The following is a 20,668-nucleotide window of genomic DNA, read 5'->3' on the forward strand; positions in this document are numbered from 1 at the left end:
CGCGGGGAACTCAGAGGATCTCGGGGGCCGGGATCCCCAGGAGCCGGAGGGCGTTGGCCAGGGTCTGGCGGGCAGCGGCCACCAGCGCCAGACGGCCTTCCCGGATGGGGGAAGGGGCGGTCAGGACCGGGCAGTCCCGATAGAATTCGTTAAACGCCCGGGCGAGATCGAAGACATAGTTGGCGATCAGAAGGGGCTTGTAGCGCTCCGCCGCTGCTTGAACTAAATCCGGGAACGCGGCGATGGCCTCGATCAGGGCCACCTCCTGGGGCTCCAGGGTCTCAAAGATGTGATCCCCATCGAGGGTCACGGGGGCTTCCGCCTTCTCCAGGATCCGGCACGCCCGGGCGTGGGCATACTGGAGATACGGCCCCGTTTGCCCTTCCAGGTTGAGGGCCGCATCCCAGTCGAAGACGATGACCTTGTTGTTGTCCACGCTGAGCATGCTGTATTTCATCACCCCCAGGGCGACGGCGCGGGCGATCTCCGCCTTTCGCTCCGGCGGCAACTCCGGGTTCTTCTCCTCCACGATCTGTCGCGCCCGCTCCCGGGCCTCCGCCGCGAAATCCTCATAGAGCACCACCGTCCCCGCGCGGGAGGACATCTTCCCGCCGGGCAGGGTGACCATCTCATAGGCCAGATGATAGCACTTGCTTGCCTGAGGGAAGCCCCACAGCTCCAGGATCTTGAAGATCTGCTTGAAATAAAGGGACTGGCGGACGTCGACCACGTAGATGGAGCGATCGATGCGATATTGCTCGAACTTGCGCTTGGCCAGAGCGAGGTCTTTGGTGGAATAGAGCGTGGTGCCATCGCTGCGCAGGATCACCAGGGTGCGATACTCCTCTTTCCCTTCCTGTCCCAGGAGCCGGTCGATCTCCACCACCACCGGGCCGTGGGGGCGCAGATCGGTGGCGATGCCACGGGCGATCAGCTCCTCCACGATGCGCTTGCCCTCCTCCTCAACCTCGCTCTCGAAGAACCAGACGTCGAAGGTGATCCCCAGCTCCTCATAGATCCGCTGGAACTCCTCCAGGCTCCACTCTCGGGTCCGCCGCCACAGCTCGATGAGCTCTGGATCCCGGGCCTCCCAGCGAGCGTAGAGGGCCCGCAGCTCTTTCTCGTAATTCCACTCTTCGGGACGATGGCCGATCTCCCGATAGCGGGCCTGGAGCCACGCCACCGCCTGCCGGTCCGCCTCGCCGCCCTTCCCCCGCCGGACCCGGGCCTTCTCCTCCAGCTCGCTCAACCACCGACCCATCGCCTCCCAGAGGGACCACAGCCAGTCCTTATCCGCCACGGCGTCGAGGTCCGGCAGCTCCCCCATCGCCATCGCCCGGATGAGAACCGCTGCGTCCTTCTGGCCGACGGGGCCGGAGGCGGCATGGGCCGCCATGGCCTCGGAGAGGCGAGTCAGCAGGAAATCCCGCACCCAGGGCGTGACGCCTTCCTCCCGGAAAGCCGTCAACAGAAAGCGCACCACCTCCCGACGGTAGGCGTCGGCCTCCTCCAGGCGGGCCTCGGCCTCCGCATAGACCTGGCCCAGCCAGGCGCCCCGCCGCTCCGCCGGCTCCTCCCCCCGGTGAAAACGCAGATAGCCCCACAGGCACTTGATCACATGGGCGCCGATGTCCCCCGGATAGGTCGCCCGGATCACCTCGAAGCCGGCGAAATCCAGGATGCGGGAGAGCGCATCGCCCAGCACCGCGTTGCGCAGATGGCCGATGTGGAAAGCCTTGTGGGTGTTGGGCTGGGAGAACTCCACCATCACCCGCTCCCCCTTCGGAGCCCCCCGGCCGTAGTCCGGCCCCTCCCGGAGGACGGTCTCGATGACCGAGCGGGCGACCTGGGAAGGGTTGAAATAGAGGTTGAGATAACCCCGCACCGCCTCCACCCGCTGGAAGCGGGGATCCGCGCGAAGGGTCTCCCGCAGCTGCTCCGCCAGACGCTCGGCGATCTCCTGAGCCCGGGCGGGGACGTTCAGGTCCGGCCGGCTCTTCTTCTCCTGAGCGGCCAGCTGCATCGCCAGGGGGGTCGCCATTCCCCAGGTGTAATCAAAGGGGAGATCCCGCCACTCGATCCCTGAAGGCTCCGGGAGACCCAGGGTCCGCAGGGCGCGGCGGACCTGCTCGGAAGCCCACTCCCGATACGCGGAGAGGATCATCGCGCCGGATCCTCCTGAGGTTCCGTATAAACCAACAGAGGCCGCCTTCGGCGGCCCCTGTGGGAACCCATGGCGCGCCCGGCAGGATTTGAACCTGCGACCTTTGCCTCCGCAGGGCAACGCTCTATCCAGGCTGAGCTACGGGCGCACCTGCTATCCTCATTTTAACACAATCCCCCTGCCTTGACAAGAGCATTGCGTCGGACGAGCCCCGCTCCTCTCACGGCTGGTGCGGGTTGAAGGTCCGGATGAAGGCGATGATGTCCGCCAGATCCTGATCCGTCAGGGCCGGGTTGCCCCCCTTCGGCGGCATATCCACCCCCGTCGTGTTCGCCGGATCCGTCGCCGGCCGCCCCTTCTTGATAAACTCCAAAAGCTGAACGTCCGTCTGCTGCCGCACGAAGGCGCTGGTCGTCAGATCCTTCCCCAGCCCCGGCAGCCCCTTGGCGTCCGGCCCGTGGCACGAAGCGCACGTGCCCAAAAACAGCTCCTTCCCCTTCTCCGCATCTCCCTTCAGGGCCACCGCCGCCGGCGTGGGGTTCGTCGCCGGAGCAGAGATGGGGGCGCTTCCCTCCGTCGGCGCAGCGGGAGCGGATCCCCGAGGCTGCGGCATCGGATAGAAGATCACAGCCAGGACGACGAGCAAAGCCAGCCCGCTGATCACAAAGGGCCAGGGGCCGATGCGCTGGGAAGGAGCGGCCGGCGCAGCGGGAGCCTCTCCGACAGGGGCCACCGCCGGACGAGCGGGGGCGGGCGCCTGCCCATAAGCCGCCTGCACCTCCCGGGTCAGCCAGGGCAAGAGGAGCGCCAGGATCCCCGCCAGCACCAGCGTCGCACTCAGGACGCCGCCGATGAGCAAAAGCAACGAAATAGGTGAAAGGCCAGGCATCGATCCCACCTCGATTGGAAATGATGCCTTCGATGCGCGATCCGGCGCCTCGTTCGGATCTCCCTCGAAACACCGCCGCGGCTTAACGATCCCCTCGAATTCTATGGGAAGCCCCTCTCCTCGTCAACCTGTGCCGCGCACTTTTTGGGGATACGGCTCCAGATTCCACCGCCCAAATTCCCCGGAGCCGGGGCTCTTTCGCGAAGCCGGGAACCGCTGGGGGCCTCAGGAGCGGCGAAGCGAGAGGGCGCGGGGCTGCGCCTCGCGGTCCGGCTCCGGGGACGGGCGCAGGAACCGATGGGCCAGGTTCAGGGTCAGCAGCCAAGCCAGTGTGGACTCAGCGCCCTGATGGACGCTGACCTCGGTGGCCTCCAGCCCATCCCGGCATCCACCGGTTTTCAGATCGGCCAGCGCACATCCCCGATCGTTCCACCCCAGGAACCAGCCCACACAGCGCTCCAGCACCTCCAGCCAGATTCGATCCTCCGTGGCCCGCCAGGCCCAGGCCGCCGCCTCCGCCATGGCCGCTCCCTCAATGGGCTGCTGGGCGAAGCGCGCCTTCTCCCCTCCCCGGGGGAACCAGCCCCGGTTGCCTACGAAGGAGAGATGTCCTCCCTGAGGGTTCGTCTGGATCTCCACCAGCCAGTTCAGGACCACAAGCCCCCGCTCCATCCAGCGAGGTTCCTGGAGACTGTAACCCGCAGCGATCAGCGCCGCCGGCAGGATGCCATTGTCATAAGTGACCCGATCATCGCACCAGGGCCAGCCGGGCCGAGCATACGCCTCAAAACGCGCCTCCAGACGTCGGGTCAGCTCGAGGCAACCCGCCCGGATCCTCCGATCCCCAGGGAATCGTTGCAACATCGCCACCCCGCCCAGGATGGCATAGGCCCACGGCCGGGGATGCTCCAGAGACCACGCCCCCGGCCAGGCTTCCTGGAACAGGGTCCATGCGGGCTCCGCGATCCCCTCCGGCCCGAAGGCGGCCGCCTCCCCCAGGGCCCACATCGCCCGGCCGTAGGCATCCTCCGAACCGGTCGATTCCAGCCATCGGCGATCATAGGCCATGAAATTCCGAAAACGCTGCGTCTCCGGGTTCCAGGCATACTGGAGGAAAGCCAGGTAAACCTCCATCAACGGGAGCAACGAGGCCTCTCCGGTCCGCTGCCATTCCCGCACGGTGAAGAGCAGGGCCCGGGCGTTGTCGTCCGTGCAGTAACCGAACCGACGGTCCGGGATGGTGAAGCGGGCATGCTGCAGCATACCGGTGTCGTCAGTGAGCCGGCGCAGGTGTTCGAGGCGGACGGCGGGAAGCCTCAGCGGCCGGGCCGGCAGCCACGCCGGCCGGAGGCCGGGCCGCGGGCGCTCGAGGACCTGACGGAACAGCTCCAGATAGCGAGCGCCGACGATGGGCCACGCCATCTCCCGCCCTCGCGCGTAGGCCGCCCGACGCAATCGATCCCACTCCTCCGGGTTGGAGAGCAACTGATCCAGGGCCCGGGCCATCGCCTCCGGATCCCGGAAGGGGACCAGGAGGCCTCGTCCCTCCCCCAGCATCTCCTCCGCATACCAGGAGGGGGTGGAGACGATGGCCTTCCCGCAGGCCAGGGCATAGGTAAGGGTTCCGGAGACGATTTGCTCCCGCGCCAGATACGGCGCCACGTAGATATCGGCGGCCATCAGGAAGGTCAGGAGCTCCTCTCGATCGAGGTAGCGATCGACGAAGTGGATGTGCTCCTGCAACCCGGCTCGCGCGATCTCCTCCTCCAGGAACCGGCGATAGGCCTCGCCGAACCGTCGGCGCACCTCCGGATGCGTGGCCCCCACCACCAGATACAGAAGATCGGGATGGTGGGGGACCAGGCGTTTCATCGCCTCGATCATCGTTTCAATGCCCTTGTTCGGGCTGAGCAGCCCAAAAGTGAGCAGGACGCGACGCCCATCCAGGCCCAGGCGCGCTTTGTAGGGCCCGGGATCCTCCAGGGGCATCGCCGGCGCGCCATGGTCGATTCGGGTGATGCGCTCCGCGGGTACCCCATAGCGCTCCACCAGGAACTGACGGGCCCGCTCCGCCATCACCACCACCTGATCCGCCCGTCGGGCCAGGGCGATGAGCACGCGCCGCTGGCCCTCCGAAGGCTCATAGAGGACCGTGTGCAGGGTGACCACGAGGGGCTTGCGCAAGCGCTCCACCAGCTCCAGCACATACGCCCCGTCCGGCCCGCCGAAGATCCCATACTCATGCTGGAGACACACCCCATCGATGGGTGCCTGGTTCAGGTAAGCGGCGGCCGCCCGGTAATCCTCCGGGACATCGGCCCGGATCTCGAAAACCACCTCGGGCCCGTAATCGTAGCGTTGCGGGGGGTTGGTGAGGGCGACCACCTGAACGGTGGAGAGGAAGGGCGAAGGATTTTCCGCCCCTCCCTGGGATGTCCCCTGGGCTTCCGCCATCGCCTTCGCCAGATCATGGGTGAACGTCGCGATCCCGCACGGACGGGGCACGTAGGTCCCCACCAGCGCGATGCGCAGACGCTCCCCCATCGGATTTCCACCTCCTCGCCAGGTTTTTCCCGAAGGAAAAAGCTTTCTTCCTACATCGGCGCATGCAGGAGATAATCCAGGAGCGTTCGCAGGTCCGCCGTTGCCAAAGCGACGCAGGTGTCGGCAGCGCCGTAATACATCAGCAGCTCGCCGGAGTGAGGGTCCACCACCGCGCCGCACGGGAAAGTCACGTTGGGCACGTCCCCAACCCGCTCGTAGGGCGCGCGGGGGCCGAACACCCACTCCGCGCTGCGCCGGATCACTTTCCGCGGGTCCTCCAGATCCAGCAACGCCATCCCCACCCGATAGATCCGGCCAGAGGCGGTCTGACGCACGCCGTGATACAGGATCAGCCATCCCTCCGGGGTCTCGATGGGCTGGGGTCCCAGGCCCACCCGATCCGAATCCCACCAGCCCCCGGGGCGGGCCTCGATGATCACTGTGTGGTCCCCCCAATGCCGCAGATCCGGGGAGAAGGAGATCCAGATGTTGGGCCGGGCGCCGGGCGAGGTAGGCATCGGCCGGTGGATCATCGCCCAGCGTCCTCGAAAGCGCCGGGGGAACAGGCTGGCATCTTTATCCTCCGGAGGCAGGATCGGCCCCAGACGATGGAAAGTTCTGAAATCCGAGGTCGTGGCCAGGGCCACCAGCGGCCCCCCACGGGAATAGGCCACATAGGTCACCGCATAAAGCCCCTCCTCCTCCAGAAAGACGATGCGGGGATCCTCGATCCCCCAGAACTCCTCCGGATGGCGGAGCGGATCCGGCAACAATGTGGGCTCCGGATCCACCCGCCAGCCGCTCCGCCCATCCGGGCTGCGGGCCACGGTGAGATGGGAAAGCCCCTGGAAATCCTCCACCCGCACCAGGAGGAGGACTTCATCGTTGAAACGGGTGGCGCCCGGGTTGAACACGGAGTTGGCCGGATACGGCCAGTCCCCGGCCGTCAGGATCGGGTTGCCCGGATAGCGATGGAACAGCTCCGGCATGCAAGCCCTCCGGTCGAGGGATCAGTGATCCACATTCAACTAATATCTCAGAAACATCAGAGGGAAGTTAGCGTGCCTGGTATAATCGGAAAGGCCGGAGCCCCATCCTATCGGAGGAGCATGCCGCGTTGCGCCTGCTGATCACCGGCGTCGGCGGATTCGTCGGACGACACCTAACTGCCGCCCTGGCCCAGGACACGGACTGGGAGCTCTGGGGCTGGGCGCGACGGCCCGTCGACGGGCTGCCCGATCGCTTGCAGATGATGTCCGTGGACCTGCGCAACCCGGAGGAGGTGCAGCGCGCCCTCGCCCGGGTGGCTCCGGAGGGCATCATCCATCTCGCCGCCCAGTCAGACGTGGCGGAATCCTGGCGGGATCCATGGGGGACCTTCGAAACCAACGTGCGGGGGACGCTGAATCTCCTGGATGGCTTGCGGGCCCTGGGCCTGCGGCCTCGGGTCCTCATTGTGACCTCTAATGAGGTATATGGCCTCGTCCGGCCCGAGGAGCTCCCCATTCGGGAGGAGCAGCCCCTGCGACCGGCCAACCCCTACGGCCTCAGCAAAGTCGCCCAGGACGGGCTGGCCGCCGTGTATGCGAGGGCCTACGCCCTGCCCATCATCCGGGCCCGCCCGTTCAATCACATCGGGCCAGGGCAGGACCCCCGCTTCGTGGTGCCCTCCTTCGCCCGGCAAATCGCCTGGATCGAGGCCGGCCTCCAGGAGCCCGTCCTGCGGGTGGGCAACCTGGAGGTCCAGCGGGATTTCACCGACGTGCGGGATGTGGTCCGGGCCTACCGGCTGCTCCTGGAACGCGGGGAGCCCGGGGAGGTTTACAACATCGGCTCCGGACGCCCCCGCTCCATCCGGGAGGTGCTGGAAACCATGCTGGCCATGGCTCAGGTGGAGGTGCGCATCGAGGTAGACCCTCAACGCCTCCGGCCGGTGGACATCCCCGTCAGCGTGGCGGACACCACCCGGATTCGGGAGCGGGTCGGCTGGCAACCCCTCATCCCCTTCGAGCAATCCCTGCGGGACGTGCTGGAGGAGTGGCGGGCGCGCGCCCGGGAGGCGCGCTCCCGCACCTGAGCTCAGGGATCCGTGGAGAGGATCCCGGCCTGGCGGATCCGGATGAATCGCAAACCCTGAAGGAGGAAGAAGCACGATGGAGCGGAAGCGAGCGCTGATCACCGGCATCACCGGACAGGATGGCTCTTACCTGGCGGAGTTCCTGCTGGAGAAAGGCTACGAGGTCATCGGGATGGTGCGTCGCACCAGCACCATCAATTTCGAGCGGATCCGGCACATCCAGGATCGGATCACGCTGGTGCAGGGAGACCTGCTGGATCAGTCCTCCCTGATCGACATCCTGCGGGAACACCGACCCCACGAGGTCTACAACCTGGCCGCCCAATCCTTCGTCCCCACCTCCTTCAAGCAACCGGTCCTGACCGGGGAGTTCACCGCCCTGGGGGTGACCCGGCTCCTGGAGGCTATCCGCCTGGTGGATCCCACCATCCGCTTCTACCAGGCCTCCAGCAGTGAGATGTTCGGGAAGGTCCGGGAGGTCCCGCAGAACGAGAACACTCCCTTCCATCCCCGCAGCCCGTATGGAGTGGCCAAGGTCTACGCCCACTGGATCACGGTGAACTACCGGGAGAGCTACGGGATGTTCGCTGTGTCGGGGATCTGCTTCAACCATGAAAGCCCGCGACGGGGGCTGGAGTTCGTCACCCGCAAGATCACCTACACAGCAGCGAAGATCAAGCTGGGCCTGGCCCACGAGCTGCGCCTGGGGAACCTGGAGGCCCGCCGGGATTGGGGATATGCCCCGGATTACGTGCGGGCGATGTGGCTGATGTTGCAACAGGACGAGCCGGAGGATTACGTCATCGCCACCGGGGAGACTCACTCCGTCCGTGAGTTCGTGGAGCTGGCCTTCGATTACCTCGGGCTGGATTGGAAGAAATACGTGGTGGTGGACCCCGCTCTCTATCGCCCTGCGGATGTGGACCTCCTGGTCGGGGATGCCACCAAAGCGCGGACCAAGCTGGGCTGGGCGCCCTCGGTGACCTTCGAGCAGCTGGTGAAGATTATGGTAGACGCCGACCTGGAGCTGGTAAAACAGGAATACGGGATCCAGGAGGGCTGAGATGACCGTCATCCGCTTCGGGACCGATGGCTGGCGCGGTCGCATCGCGGACGATTACACCTTCGCCAATGTGCGCCGGTGCGCCCAGGGTTTCGCCCGCTGGCTGCTGGATACCGGACAGGCGGAAGGCGGGGTGGTGATCGGCTACGATCATCGCTTCGCCTCCGAGCACTTCGCCGAGGCATGTGCGGAGGTCCTGGCCGGCAACGGCATCCGGGTCTATCTCTGCGACCGGGCCGTCCCCACCCCGGTGATCAGCTACAGCGTGGTGGCCCGGGGCGCCGCAGGGGCCATCAACATCACCGCCAGCCACAATCCCCCCACCGACAACGGCTTCAAGGTCCGCAACCGCTTCGGCGGGGCCGTCGATCCCCAGGGCCTGCGGGAGATCGAGGCCCGCATTCCCCCGGATGAGCAGGGGGTGAAGCGCATGCCCCTGGCGGAGGCCCGGGCGAAAGGCCTGGTGGAGATCTTCGACCCGGCCCCGGCTTATATCGCGCACCTCCAGCAGCTGGTAGACCTGGAAACCCTCCGCCAGGCGGACCTCACCGTTGTGGTGGATCCGATGTGGGGGAACGGGATCGGCTGGCTGCGGCGGCTGCTCTCCCCGGGGCGCATCCGGGTGGTGGAGATCCACGGCGAGCGCAACCCCATCTTCCCCCGGATGAAGCGCCCGGAGCCCATCCCGCCGAACCTGGACGACCTGCAGGAAAAGGTCCGGGAGCTGAAGGCCGACGCGGGGATCGCCACGGATGGCGATGCCGATCGCGTGGGGCTGGTGGACGAGCGGGGCGAGTTCGTTGATCAGCTTCGGGTCTACGGCCTCCTGGCCCTCTACCTCCTGGAGGTCCGCGGCCAGCGCGGCCCCATCGTCAAAACCCTCTCCACCACCTCCATGCTGGAGAAGCTGGGGGAGCGCTACGGAGTGCCGGTCTATGAGACCGGCGTGGGGTTCAAGTATGTGGCCCCGAAGATGCTGGAGACGGACGCCCTTATCGGTGGGGAGGAAAGCGGAGGCTTCGCCTTCCGGGGGCACCTTCCCGAGCGGGATGGCATCCTGGCCGGCCTCTACCTGCTGGATTTTATGGTCCGGACCGGCAAACGCCCTTCGGAGCTGATCCGCTGGCTCTTCGAGCTGGTCGGCCCCCATTATTACTCCCGCATCGATGTGGAATTCCCCCCGGAACGCCGGGAGGAGACCCGAGCCCGCCTGGATCAGACACAACCGCATCGCTTGGCCGGCCTGCAGGTGGTCCGCATCGATCGCTCCGACGGCTACAAGTTCTACCTGGAGGACGGCGGCTGGCTGCTGATCCGGTTCTCGGGAACGGAGCCCCTGCTGCGGATCTACACCGAGACCACCGTGCCGGAGCGGGTGGCTCTGCTGCTCGAAGAAGGCCGCCGTCTGGCCGGGCTGGAAGGGTAGACCGGCGATGGAGCGGTCGATCCTCATCGATACCCATTGCCACCTGGACGACCCGGCCTTCGATCCGGATCGGGAGGAGGTGCTGGCCCGAGCCCGGATGGCGGGCGTGGAGATCCTCATCCTCCCCGGGGTGGAACCGGAAGGGATTCCACGTGCCCTGGCGCTGGCCGAACGCCATCCGGGGCTTTACGTAGCGGTGGGGATTCATCCCCACGTGGCCTCGCAGTTTTCTTCCCAGCTCCTGGTCCAGCTCCGGAGCTGGGCGCGACATCCTCAAGTGGTGGCCATCGGGGAGATCGGACTGGATTTCTATCGCGATCGCTCGCCTCGAGAGGCGCAACGGGAAGCCTTCCGGGCCCAGCTGGAGCTGGCCGGCGAGCTGGGGCTGCCGGTGATCATCCACCAGCGGGAGGCCCGCGAGGCCGTGATGGAGGAGCTGGAGCGCTGGCTCGCCGCCCGCCCCGGGGCCCGAGGGGTCCTCCACGCCTTCTCCGGCGATCCCGCTATGGCCCGGATCGCCGTGGAATGGGGGTTCCTCCTGGGGATCGGGGGGCCGCTCACCTATCCCCGGGCGGAAAGCCTGCGGGAGGCCGCGCGGGCGGTCGGCCTGGACGGCCTGGTGCTGGAGACGGACGCGCCCTATCTGCCCCCGCAACCCCATCGGGGCCGTCGTAACGAGCCCGCTTACCTGCGGAACGTGGCGGAAGCCCTGGCCCAGCTTCTCGGGCTGCCGATGGAGCAGATCGCCCGACAAACCACCGCGAACGCTTGCCGGCTCTTCCGGCTTCCCCCACCGCAGGAAAGCGATCTCCCGGAGTCTCGCTCCGGAGATCCGTAGATATGGAAAGGCTCCACGCCCGATGTAAAATGAGACGAGAAGATTGTTCTTCGAAGAACATTCTGAACCAGGTAGACGGGAATGCCTCCGACCGCGCATTCGGTGCAGGCTCTGGTCCATATCCAGGAGTGGCTCCAGGGAGACCTGGAGCAGGTAGAGGCCCGCATGCGGGCGATCCCCCTCCCGTTTGAACCCCTGAAAACCGCGGTGGACCATCTGCTGCGTGCGGGGGGCAAGCGCATCCGTCCCATGTTGGTTTTGCTGACCGGTCGGCTCTACCGGGAAGCAGACGAGGCGATGATCGCTCTGGCCGCCGCCGTGGAGATGCTGCACACCGCCACCCTGGTCCACGACGACCTGATTGATGGCTCCCTGCTCCGGCGGGGGATCCCGACCCTGAACGCCATCTGGACCCCGGCGGCAACGGTGCTGACGGGCGATTACCTGTTCGCCTACGCGGCCTCCCTGGCGGCGCAGACCGAGAACGTCCGCGTCATGGCCATCTTCGCACGCACGCTGATGACCATCTGCGAGGGGGAGCTGCGCCAGCAATTTGGAGACCGCGCCGCCATGCTGGATCGGGAGGATTATTTCCAACGGATCTATGCTAAGACGGCGGCGATGTTCGAGCTGGCCACCGAGGCGGCTGCCGTGCTGGCCCGGGCTCCTGAGCCCCAGGTGGAGGCCCTTCGGCGTTACGGGGTGGATCTGGGGATGGCGTTCCAGATCATGGACGACATCCTGGACTTCACCGGTGAGGCCCAGGTCTTGGGCAAGCCGGTCGGCAACGATCTGCGTCAGGGCCTGATCACCCTCCCGGTGCTCTTCTATTTGGAGGAGCACCCCGGGGATCCCGTCATCGGCCGCATCCTGGCCGGGAGCTTCGGGGATGAGGAACTCATCCGCGAGGCGGTTCAGCGCGTGCGGAACTCGAAGGCGATCGCCCGGGCCCGGGCGGAGGCGGAGGCGTTCATCCGTCGCAGCCAGAGTTACCTGGAGAACATCCCGGAGGGTCCGGCCCGGGAGGCCCTGCGGTTCCTGGGCGAACACGTCCTGCGTCGGGATCATTGAGCCCCCCTGGCCGGGAGCGATCGAAGAAGGGCGATGGATGTCTCGGTGATCGTGGTGAGCTGGAACGTATGGGGCTGGCTGGCTCCCTGTCTGGTCTCCATCCGGCATGCCCTGGGAAGGCTGGAGGGGGAGATCATCGTGGTCGACAACGCCTCGACGGACGGGACTCCGGAGCGGGTGCGGGAGGCCTTCCCCGATGTGCGGCTTCTGGTCAACCCGGCCAACCGGGGTTTCCCGGCGGCGAACAATCAGGGGATGGCGGTCGCGCGAGGCCGCTATTTCTTTTTGTTGAATCCGGATACCGTAGTTCTGGATCAGGCCATCGAGGATCTGGTCACCTTTGCGGACGCCCATCCGGATGTGGGGGTGGTAGGTCCGCAGCTGCTCAACCCGGATGGGAGCGTCCAGTCCTCCCGCCGGCGGTTTCCCACCTTCTGGACTGCGCTGTTTGAGAGCACCTGGTGGCAGCCCTGGGCGCCCCGTCGCATCCTGGCGCGCTATTACGTCCTGGATCGCCCGGATCATGAGATCCAGGAGGTGGATTGGGTCACCGGGGCGGCCATGCTGGTCCGGCGGGAGGTGGTCGAGCGGGTCGGGCCTATGGACGAGGGGTTCTTCATGTATGCCGAGGAGCTGGACTGGTGCCGGAGGATCCGGCAGGCGGGCTGGCGGGTGTTCTACTATCCGCCGGCGAAAGTGATCCATTATGGGGGGCGAAGCAGCGATCAGGTGCCGGCCCTGCAGCATCTGGCCTTCCAGCGGAGCAAGATCCGGTATTTCCGAAAGCATCACGGTCCGTGGGCCGCCGCCGCCCTGCAGGCCTTCCTGATCGCCCAGTATCTCTGGCAGATCGGCGTGGAGGGGAGCAAAGCCCTGCTGGGGCATAAGCCGGCCATGCGCCGGGAGCGCGTGCGGATTTACACGCAGGTGGTCCGAGGGTTGCTGGAACGATCCTGAGCCCCTCAAGAGGACGGGGATGGGAAGGACCGGATTCTGCAAGCCCCTTGAAGGGACATTGCGTGGAGCTCGCCCTCTGCTCTTGAGCCTCTCGCTGGGTTTCTTTGGATTAAGTCTGGCTTATCAATTGGTTACTCCCATCGGGGAGACACCGGACGAGCTCTCCCACTTCCGGGTAATCGCCCATATCGTCCGGCACCGGACTTGGCCGGTGATTCAACCAGGACAACCCACGCCGCCTCACGAAAGCACTCAGTTCCCGCTTTATTATGGGATCGCAGCCCTTGCAACTGCCTGGATTCATTACGACGATGAGGTCATCCGGGAGGAGGCCAACCCTCATCATGTAGGGGCTCCTGCTCCGCCCCCTGAGGGCTGGAACAATCGGAACTTCCTCGTTCACGATCCGCGAGAGATTCGCCTCTGGCGAGGAGAGTTCCTGGCCTTTCGAATCGCTCGACTGATCTCCACGCTGGCGGGCTTGAGCGCGGTCCTCCTGACTTATCGGCTTGCGCGTCGGGTTTTCCCGCGCTCACCCCGGGCCGCGCTTCTTGCGGCGGCGCTTCTGGTTTTCCATCCTCGCTTGATCTTCACCGCTGCGAGCGTCAGCAATGACGCAATGGCCATAGCGGGCGCAGCCCTGGCTCTCAACGCCTTTGCGGATTATGTTTTGCGACCCTCTCCTCGGAAAGCCCTGATAGCAGGGCTGGCGATGGGTATGGCGATTTTATCCAAGGCTTCGAATGTCGGATTGATCCCCATCTGGATTCTGAGCGGGGCGCTGGCCAAACCGCGACGCCCGCACTTTGGGAGCTGGGTTCTTGAACTGACCCTTGGTTTGCTGGGAGCTGCCTTGCTGGCTGGAGGATGGATGGCGTGGAACATGGCCTTGTATCGAGACCCCCTGGCTCTTCGTGCTCATATGGAGATCATCCACTGGCAGCGACCGAATCTGCCGACACTCGCAGATTGGTGGTTTATCTTTTTACGAGCTCGCGAGACCGCTTTCTTTTCTTTTGGAGCAACGGAAGGCATTGTAGGCGAGCGATGGATCTACTGGATTGAGGATCTTTTCCTTGTCGCCACCTTATTCCAGCTTCTGAGAAAGTCATGGAAATCCCGTCTCAACCTGCAGTCGGCTTCTGAAAACTCCTCACTGATCTTTGTTTTATTTGCATGGGTCTCCGTTGTTATACTTGAGTTCTTTTGCTGGAATATTCATGTAGAAGCGGCGTTAGGGCGCCTTCTGTTCGTTGGCCTCCCGGCTTTCTGGCTCATTGTTCTGTGGGCCTGGGAGATTCCGGGCTGGCCTGCCCGGACTGGGCATCCTTTATATGCTTGGTTGGCTTTTTCTTCTTCGCTCTCTTTAATTGGGCTCGGGGCCTATCTGTGGCCTGCGTTTCATCGTCCCCTGCGCACTGAGCAGGAGATCCCTGCTTCCTTGGAGCGTCTGGAGTGGATTTTCGAGGATCTTGACAGCGGGGAGCCACTGGTGCGCCTGATCGGCTTTCAGGCGACGCCGCGTCGTCTGATGCCCGGACAGACCGTGCATCTTCATGCTTGCTGGCAGTTGCTGCGTCCATCCGCTCGCAATTACTCTATGACCTATCAGATATGGGCCGGAGCGAACCCGTCCCGAGGAGAGCGTCTGGGGCAGGTGGATACTTATCCCGGTGGTGGATCATGGCCGATGCGTTTCTGGCCACCCGGAGGAGTGCTCTGTGACACTTATCTAATCACCCTGCGTCCTCCTGCGCAGCTCCCCACCGCTCTCACTCTTCTTGTTGGGGTTTACGATCGGTCACAGCCTGATCTCCCCCAACTTCCACGCCGGGAAGGAGCCGGGATGATCCTCTTCGCCGGAGTGGGGAAACCAGGTCCGGCAGAGGAGTTCCGCTCATGGGAGGCGCGTTTCGAGCCCGGCATTCTTCTGCTACGCCATGAGGTGATTCAGGCCACTCCTGAGGAGATCCGGCTCCGCCTGATCTGGAAGGCCACATCCTCACTGCCACCCGGGCTTCATGTGTTTCTCCACCTGCTCGATCCCAATGGACGCTGGATCGCCGGAGGGGATGGACCTCCACGCATGGGAGATTATCCGACTGAGTTCTGGATGCCAGGAGATATTGTAGAAGAAGAGCGCTGGATACGTCCCCAACCTCCATTGCTACCGGGCGAATATCGTTTGCACACGGGCTGGTATGAGCTGACCAGCGGCAGGCGGCTGAGGGCCTTCGACGCAAGCGGACATCCTATCCCGGATGACAGCGTCCCGCTGGGCCGCATTCGCCTGGCATCTACGCCATAAACTGATCTCTGCCGGATCCGAAGACAGAAGACAAGCGTAAGCAATCACCCCAAAAGATCCTGCAACGCAGTTTTCAGGATGAGAGCACCAGCCATGAAGATCTGGCGAGAGCTTGGACTCCTCTCGATGAGCATAGGGCTTTTGGTCTGGTGGGAAGGAATCAGCCAACCCGGATGGCCTCGCGAGGGGGATGCGCTGCTTCATGGTTACCGGGCGCTGGAGATGGCTCGAATGTGGCAGGCAGGGGTTCTCTATCCACGCTGGGCGCCAGACCTGGCCGGAGGGGCAGGATATCCTCTTTTCGTGTTCCACGCTCCCTTGTTCCCCTGGTCTGTAGCTGCCCTGATCGTAGGGCTGGGCTTTCCTCTTGACCAAGCCATGAAGGTGGTTCTGATGGGAGCCGCCTGGGTTGGCAGCGCAGGCGCTTATTGGCTTGCCCGGAGGTGGGGGCTCAGCCAAGCGGCATCCATGGTTGCAGGCCTGGCTTTCGGCTATATGCCCTTTCAACTCCAACAGAGCAACTATCCGCAGTATGTGGCCGTGAATCTCATCCCCTGGCTTCTCATCAGCATTGACTACGCAATCCGCCAGGGTGGATTCCGGGCACGGAGCGGGCTGGCTGTGTCCACGGCTCTTCTGGGCCTCTGCCATAACTTAAGCGCTATGATGGGTTACTCGGTCGCCTTCGCCTACGCGCTTCTCGTGATCTGGAAGGAACGAGCCCCCGTTCGGCGCTGGGCGAAAGCCCTGGCGGCCTTCGTCATCGGTCTGGGAATGGCTCTCCCTTATCTGGGCCCATCCTTCACGGACATCGGCCTGGTTCATCTGGAGCGCGCCCGCACAGGCGTTTATGAGGTCACCCATCACTTCTTGACCATACCGCGCCTCCTCTCAATGCCCCCGCTGCGAGATGAACGCTGGGGGAATCGTCCTCACGTCCTGACCTTCGGATTGCACCAGATACTGCTCGCGCTTCCATCGCTAAGGGGGGTTCTCTTCCTTCGTCGACGGGCAGGACGATTAGAGAGGCTCTGGGGATGGATCCTCCTGCTCATCCTAACAGCCCTGATGCTTCCTGTCTCCTATCCTGTATGGGCAGCTCTGCCCTTCCTGCATTACATCCAGTTTCCATGGCGCTGGTTAGGGCCTGCGGGGCTCATCATCGCCCTTCTGATCGGCCTATCTATAGAGGATTTGAAGCCGAAACATCGATGGCCCTGCGCCTTTGCAGCCGCCCTGATTCTCATCCTCGGAGTGCTGGGGCTGATTTATGATGGAGGATCCCGCCACACGCTGTCCGGCTCAACCCTAAGGGATCTGCATCGTTATGAGCGGGAGCAACAATATCCCGGGCTTACCGCAACCGGAGAGCTGTTCCCCCGCTGGGTGGAGGGCTGGCCGGAGGCACCTCCCGATGTCGCGGCTGCATATGCGCGAGAGGAAGAGCCCTTTCGCCTGGATCTTCATGCCCTTCCTCCCGAAGCCCATGCGCGGCTGCTCTATAAAGGCCCGCTCGATCAGGCCTGGGAAATCTCGAGCCCCCTCCCCTTCCCAGCTCGCTTCTGGGTCCTTGGCTACCCCGGCTGGCAGGTCACCGTGAACGGAACGCCAACTCCAGCGTGGGTTGAGGCGGGCACCGGCTGGCTCCGCGCGGAGATACCTGCTGGCGTCCATGCTGTTCGTCTTCGATTTCAGGGCCGATGGCTCTGGCGACTTTTCGATCATGCCGCCCTCACCATGTGGTTAGGATGGCTCACGTGGGCAATCCTGAGACGAACCCGGAAGCGCAAAGAGGAAAAGCGATCCGCTTCGGTTGTGGACCTCAGCCCCGCGAACCCGGAGATGCTTCGACACTGGGGCGCCCGAGGCGCAGGCGTCATGTTCTTGGTCATCCTCGGCTTTCATCTCCCTTACCATCTCTGGTCCATGACTCGCGTGCCCCTGGATCAACCTCCAGGAGCCGACCTCTCGGTGCGCACAGATTTCGAAGGTCAGATGCGGCTGGCAGGCTACTCGATTGAACGATGGACCGTCCGCCCGGGCGAAACCGTTCGCCTCACATTGTGGTGGCGTGCCCTCCGGACTCCGAACGAAGATGTGCACGTCTATGTTCATGGCATACCGGCTGATCGCCTCGTCCCTCCTGCCCCTCAGGCTTTCCAGAGCGATCACGTTCATCCGGGAGATGTTCCTGTCCGACGATGGGATCCCGAAAAACACTACCGGGATGACCACCTTCTCAGGATCCCCACAGAGGCCCGACCGGGGCCCTACCGCATTCGTATAGGGCTATACAGTGGGCCGGAGGGACGGCGCTGGCAGACCACAGATAATGGGTCTGATGGCATAGACCTGCCCTTCGCACTGGTGGTCTCCCGCGCTCTTCCTCCTTACTCTCCTGCAGTCTCCTTTGGGGAGGTTCTTCTCCTGGAGGGATACGAGCAACCAAGCCCTCTGCATAGCGGACAACCCCTTACGCTCTGGTTCGGATGGCGGGCTCGGAGGCCCTTATCGCAAAATTACACGTTCTTCGTGCATCTCCTCAACGAAAAGGGGGGGCTGGTCGCCCAACGGGATCTCTTCCAGCTCACTGCGCTGTGGCCGGCAGGAACCCTGATCCCTCTTGGCGTCGATCTGCCTCCTCTTCCTTCGGGAAATTATCGGATCCGCATCGGCTGGTATCTCTGGCCCTCCATGGAACATCTTCCTGCCCCCAGCCCTACGGGGGTCCCTTACTGGGAAATGCCCAACGTCCTGGAGGTGAAGCCTTGAACCCCGGTCTGATCCTAATTCGACGAGAACAGGGATCCGCCTCCCCGGGCGAGCGCCCACCCTAACTGCTGGAGAATGAGCGCCTGCAGGGATGCAAGGCGTTCCTCATGGCGTCGCCGCATCTCCTCGAATTCGGCCTCCAGCTGGGCCAGGCGCTCCTCCATCCGATACCGGGCCTCCTCCAGCTCCGCCATCCGCTCCTCCAGCATCCGCAAACGAATGGAGGAGGTCACCATCCACTGATAGAAAGCCCGGATCAGATCCACCAGCGCCCTCACATCCACTGACTCCGGATCCGACTCCAGACGGCGGAGAAACGCCTCCAGATCCTCCAGCCCCTGATCCATCGCCATTTCCTCACACCTCCGCGCGTGAGATTCAGCGGTCAGGCTGGTGCGTCTCCCAACTCTCCCGATTATAGCCGTCCGGCTTCCCGGCTATAAAGAATCCCCCACCAGGAAGAGCGCACCGGCCTTTGCCGGATAAAAGTAAAATGAACAGGCCCGAAGGGACCGATTCCCGGCAAGCCTGGCTCGGAAACCATGCGGGTGGTCCATTTATACAAGGACTACTTCCCGATCCTCGGAGGGATCGAGAATCACATTCGGTTCCTGGCGGAGGCCCAGGCCCGCTCCGGCCTGGAAGTCATCGTCCTGGTGACCTCTCCCACCTGCCGAACCCAGGAGATCCGGGAGGGGAACCTGTGGGTGTTGAAGGCCGGGCGCTGGCTCACGGTGTCCTCTACCCCTCTGAGCCCTGTTTTCTTCCTGCACGCCCGGCGCCTCCTTCCCCATTGCGATCTGATCCACCTGCATCACCCCTACCCACCGGCGGAACTGGCCTACCTCCTGACCGGAGGAGGGATCCCTGCCGTCATGACCTACCACAGCGATATCGTGCGCCAGCGCCTGGGCAGCCGGCTCTATCGTCCGCTGCTCCATCGCGTGCTCTCCCGGGTCGACCGTATCCTGGTCACCAGCCCCGTTTATCTGGAGACCTCCCCCCACCTGCGAGCCTTCCGTGAAAAATGCCGTGTGGTTCCCCTGGGCATCGATCTCACCCGCTTTCTCTCCGCTCCCCCCGATGCGACGCGGGCCCTGCGCGCCTCCTGGTGCGAGACGCCCCAACGTCCCCACGTCCTCTTCGTGGGCCGCCTGCGGTATTACAAGGGGCTCGAGACCCTGCTCCACGCGCTCAAGCGCCTACCGGATGTCCACGCCGTGATCGTGGGGACCGGCCCGATGGAACGGCCATGGCGCGCCCTGACGCATGATCTGGGGCTCTCCCCGCGCGTGCATTTCCTCGGGGACATCCCGGATGCCCAGCTGCCCCTGTTTTATCACGCGGCCGATCTCTTTGTGCTGCCGGCCAGCGCGCGGGCGGAGGCGTTCGGGACCGTGCTGCTGGAGGCGATGGCCGCCGGCCTGCCGGTGATCACCACCGACATCGGGACGGGGACCCGCTGGGTGGTCGGCGAGGCGGGATGGGTGGTGCCTCCCTGGGATCCGGAAGCCCTGGCCACTGCCATCGGCGAGATCCTTGGGGATCCCGTCACCGCCCGGGCGCGCGGCGTGCAGGGCCGAGAGCGGGTTCGAGCGCACTTCACCCTGGAGAAGATGGTCGAGAACGTGATGGCGGTTTACCAGGAGGTCCTCCACCAGGCCCATCCCCAGAGGGCCAGCCCCAACCCGTAAAGCGGAAGCCCCCAGCCCACATTCGGCGGGATCCGGAGATGTTCGCCCCAGAGCCTCCACGCCTGCACCAGCTCCGGCCCGGTGATCCCCAGGACAGCGGGGGGCAGAGCCAGGGCCACCCGGCGGCGCCAAGGGACAGGCCAGAGAGGCAGCGATGCGACGAGGCAGGCAGCCATCAGGCCGCCGATGAAACCGCCTCGCCCTTCAATGGACCAGGGGTTCAAGAGCTCCGGGTAAGGAGGCCATGTAGCCAGCGGCCACAGGAGGGCGAGGAGCCAGAGGAACCCCCGCGGGGAGGCCCGTAACCTTCGCTCCGGACCCAGCGATAGGAGGGCGAGGCCGAGGGCAAGACCCCATAGAGGCATCCACAGACGCTCCCGGACCAGAGGCCCATAACCGGCCCGCTGGAAGAAAACCAGGAAATGGGGCAGATCGAACCCGGAGAACGTCAACCCAGCTGTTGAGCCCTCCACCCACGGAGCCCAGTAACCGGCCAGCATCAACCCCCAAGCGATCCATGCGAGAAAGCGGGCAGAAACGCTGGACGATGCGCCGGAGCGTGTCATTCACTCCCCCTCCACTGCTTGGAGATTGTGGCGATGGGCTCATGGGGTGGGCAGGAACAGCGGGAAAGGCGTTGGCGTCGGCGGAGGCGGCGGGGCGCTGGTGATCAAGCTGGTCAGGATCAGACTGATCACCGCCAGGATCGCCAGGATGATGAACAGCGTTTGTTGCCATGGGCGTGCGCGCGGACGACGAGCCATTGAGCCTCGCACCCCTCGAGATATTCCACGAAGTCTTGCGGGAATTCTTGGTATAACAGGATCAGCGTCCTCGCGTTCACGCCCATTATTATAATCGAGGT

16 protein-coding genes and 1 tRNA gene are annotated in these 20,668 nt (G+C 64.5%); 9 read left to right on the plus strand and 8 right to left on the minus strand.

All coding sequences use genetic code 11. The features are described from left to right. Nucleotides 1-10: 10 nt before the first annotated feature. From argS to KNN16_RS09415, 5 genes are all read right to left on the minus strand, one after another. On the minus strand, nt 11-2,164 hold the full coding sequence (gene argS, locus KNN16_RS09395) for an arginine--tRNA ligase (protein WP_303896569.1): 2,154 nt from the start codon (nt 2,162-2,164) through the stop codon (nt 11-13). Nucleotides 2,165-2,234: 70 nt separating this feature from the next. After that, nucleotides 2,235-2,312: transfer RNA gene (locus KNN16_RS09400), tRNA-Arg, on the minus strand. Between the two features lie 72 nt (nt 2,313-2,384). Then, nucleotides 2,385-3,053: a cytochrome c gene (locus KNN16_RS09405; protein WP_303896571.1), complete on the minus strand. Its 669-nt coding sequence runs from the start codon at nt 3,051-3,053 to the stop codon at nt 2,385-2,387. A 225-nt stretch (nt 3,054-3,278) separates the two neighbouring features. Further along, entirely contained in the window at nt 3,279-5,597 is a 2,319-nt protein-coding gene (locus tag KNN16_RS09410; protein ID WP_303896573.1) for a glycosyltransferase family 4 protein, read from the minus strand. Between the two features lie 50 nt (nt 5,598-5,647). Further along, nucleotides 5,648-6,586 (minus strand): hypothetical protein, encoded by a 939-nt coding sequence (locus tag KNN16_RS09415; RefSeq protein WP_303896575.1) that lies wholly within the window; start codon nt 6,584-6,586, stop codon nt 5,648-5,650. Nucleotides 6,587-6,714: 128 nt separating this feature from the next. Here KNN16_RS09415 and KNN16_RS09420 point away from each other — a divergent pair, with 128 nt between their 5' ends. The 8 genes from KNN16_RS09420 (at nt 6,715) to KNN16_RS09455 (ending at nt 18,109) form a co-directional block, all read left to right on the plus strand. Further along, nucleotides 6,715-7,674: a GDP-mannose 4,6-dehydratase gene (locus KNN16_RS09420; protein WP_303896577.1), complete on the plus strand. Its 960-nt coding sequence runs from the start codon at nt 6,715-6,717 to the stop codon at nt 7,672-7,674. A 76-nt stretch (nt 7,675-7,750) separates the two neighbouring features. After that, nucleotides 7,751-8,737, plus strand: coding sequence for a GDP-mannose 4,6-dehydratase (gene gmd / locus KNN16_RS09425; RefSeq protein WP_299286308.1), 987 nt, complete (start codon nt 7,751-7,753; stop codon nt 8,735-8,737). Between the two features lies 1 nt (nt 8,738). Then, nucleotides 8,739-10,163: a phosphoglucomutase/phosphomannomutase family protein gene (locus KNN16_RS09430; protein ID WP_303896578.1), complete on the plus strand. Its 1,425-nt coding sequence runs from the start codon at nt 8,739-8,741 to the stop codon at nt 10,161-10,163. Nucleotides 10,164-10,170: 7 nt separating this feature from the next. Further along, nucleotides 10,171-11,001 (plus strand): TatD family hydrolase, encoded by an 831-nt coding sequence (locus KNN16_RS09435; RefSeq protein WP_303896579.1) that lies wholly within the window; start codon nt 10,171-10,173, stop codon nt 10,999-11,001. Between the two features lie 81 nt (nt 11,002-11,082). After that, nucleotides 11,083-12,072, plus strand: coding sequence for a polyprenyl synthetase family protein (locus KNN16_RS09440; RefSeq protein ID WP_303896581.1), 990 nt, complete (start codon nt 11,083-11,085; stop codon nt 12,070-12,072). Between the two features lie 33 nt (nt 12,073-12,105). Further along, nucleotides 12,106-13,029, plus strand: coding sequence for a glycosyltransferase family 2 protein (locus KNN16_RS09445; RefSeq protein WP_303896582.1), 924 nt, complete (start codon nt 12,106-12,108; stop codon nt 13,027-13,029). Nucleotides 13,030-13,048: 19 nt separating this feature from the next. Continuing rightward, the gene (locus KNN16_RS09450; RefSeq protein ID WP_303896583.1) at nt 13,049-15,337 is read left to right on the plus strand and encodes a glycosyltransferase family 39 protein; all 2,289 of its coding nucleotides are present in this window, start codon (nt 13,049-13,051) and stop codon (nt 15,335-15,337) included. Nucleotides 15,338-15,568: 231 nt separating this feature from the next. Next, nucleotides 15,569-18,109: a 6-pyruvoyl-tetrahydropterin synthase-related protein gene (locus KNN16_RS09455; protein WP_303900611.1), complete on the plus strand. Its 2,541-nt coding sequence runs from the start codon at nt 15,569-15,571 to the stop codon at nt 18,107-18,109. 14 nt (nt 18,110-18,123) lie between these two features. On the opposite strand, the gene KNN16_RS09460 is transcribed toward KNN16_RS09455, so the two are convergent. Further along, the gene (locus KNN16_RS09460) at nt 18,124-18,462 is read right to left on the minus strand and encodes a hypothetical protein (protein ID WP_303896585.1); all 339 of its coding nucleotides are present in this window, start codon (nt 18,460-18,462) and stop codon (nt 18,124-18,126) included. A 189-nt stretch (nt 18,463-18,651) separates the two neighbouring features. Between KNN16_RS09460 and KNN16_RS09465 the strand changes: the two genes are divergently transcribed. Next, entirely contained in the window at nt 18,652-19,803 is a 1,152-nt protein-coding gene (locus KNN16_RS09465) for a glycosyltransferase (RefSeq protein WP_303896587.1), read from the plus strand. Here the strand turns inward: KNN16_RS09465 and KNN16_RS09470 are convergent. Together KNN16_RS09470 and KNN16_RS09475 are read right to left on the minus strand one after the other, a co-directional pair. Further along, nucleotides 19,749-20,369 carry a hypothetical protein gene (locus tag KNN16_RS09470; protein ID WP_303896589.1) on the minus strand — a complete coding sequence of 207 codons (621 nt, stop codon included), beginning with the start codon at nt 20,367-20,369 and terminating at the stop codon, nt 19,749-19,751. The two genes, KNN16_RS09465 and KNN16_RS09470, sit on opposite strands and share 55 nt — an antisense overlap. 39 nt (nt 20,370-20,408) lie before the next feature. Further along, on the minus strand, nt 20,409-20,567 hold the full coding sequence (locus tag KNN16_RS09475; protein WP_159461700.1) for a hypothetical protein: 159 nt from the start codon (nt 20,565-20,567) through the stop codon (nt 20,409-20,411). Nucleotides 20,568-20,668: the final 101 nt, after the last annotated feature.

Origin of the sequence: Thermoflexus hugenholtzii (genome assembly GCF_018771565.1) — a bacterium.
Lineage (GTDB): Bacteria > Chloroflexota > Anaerolineae > Thermoflexales > Thermoflexaceae > Thermoflexus > Thermoflexus hugenholtzii_A.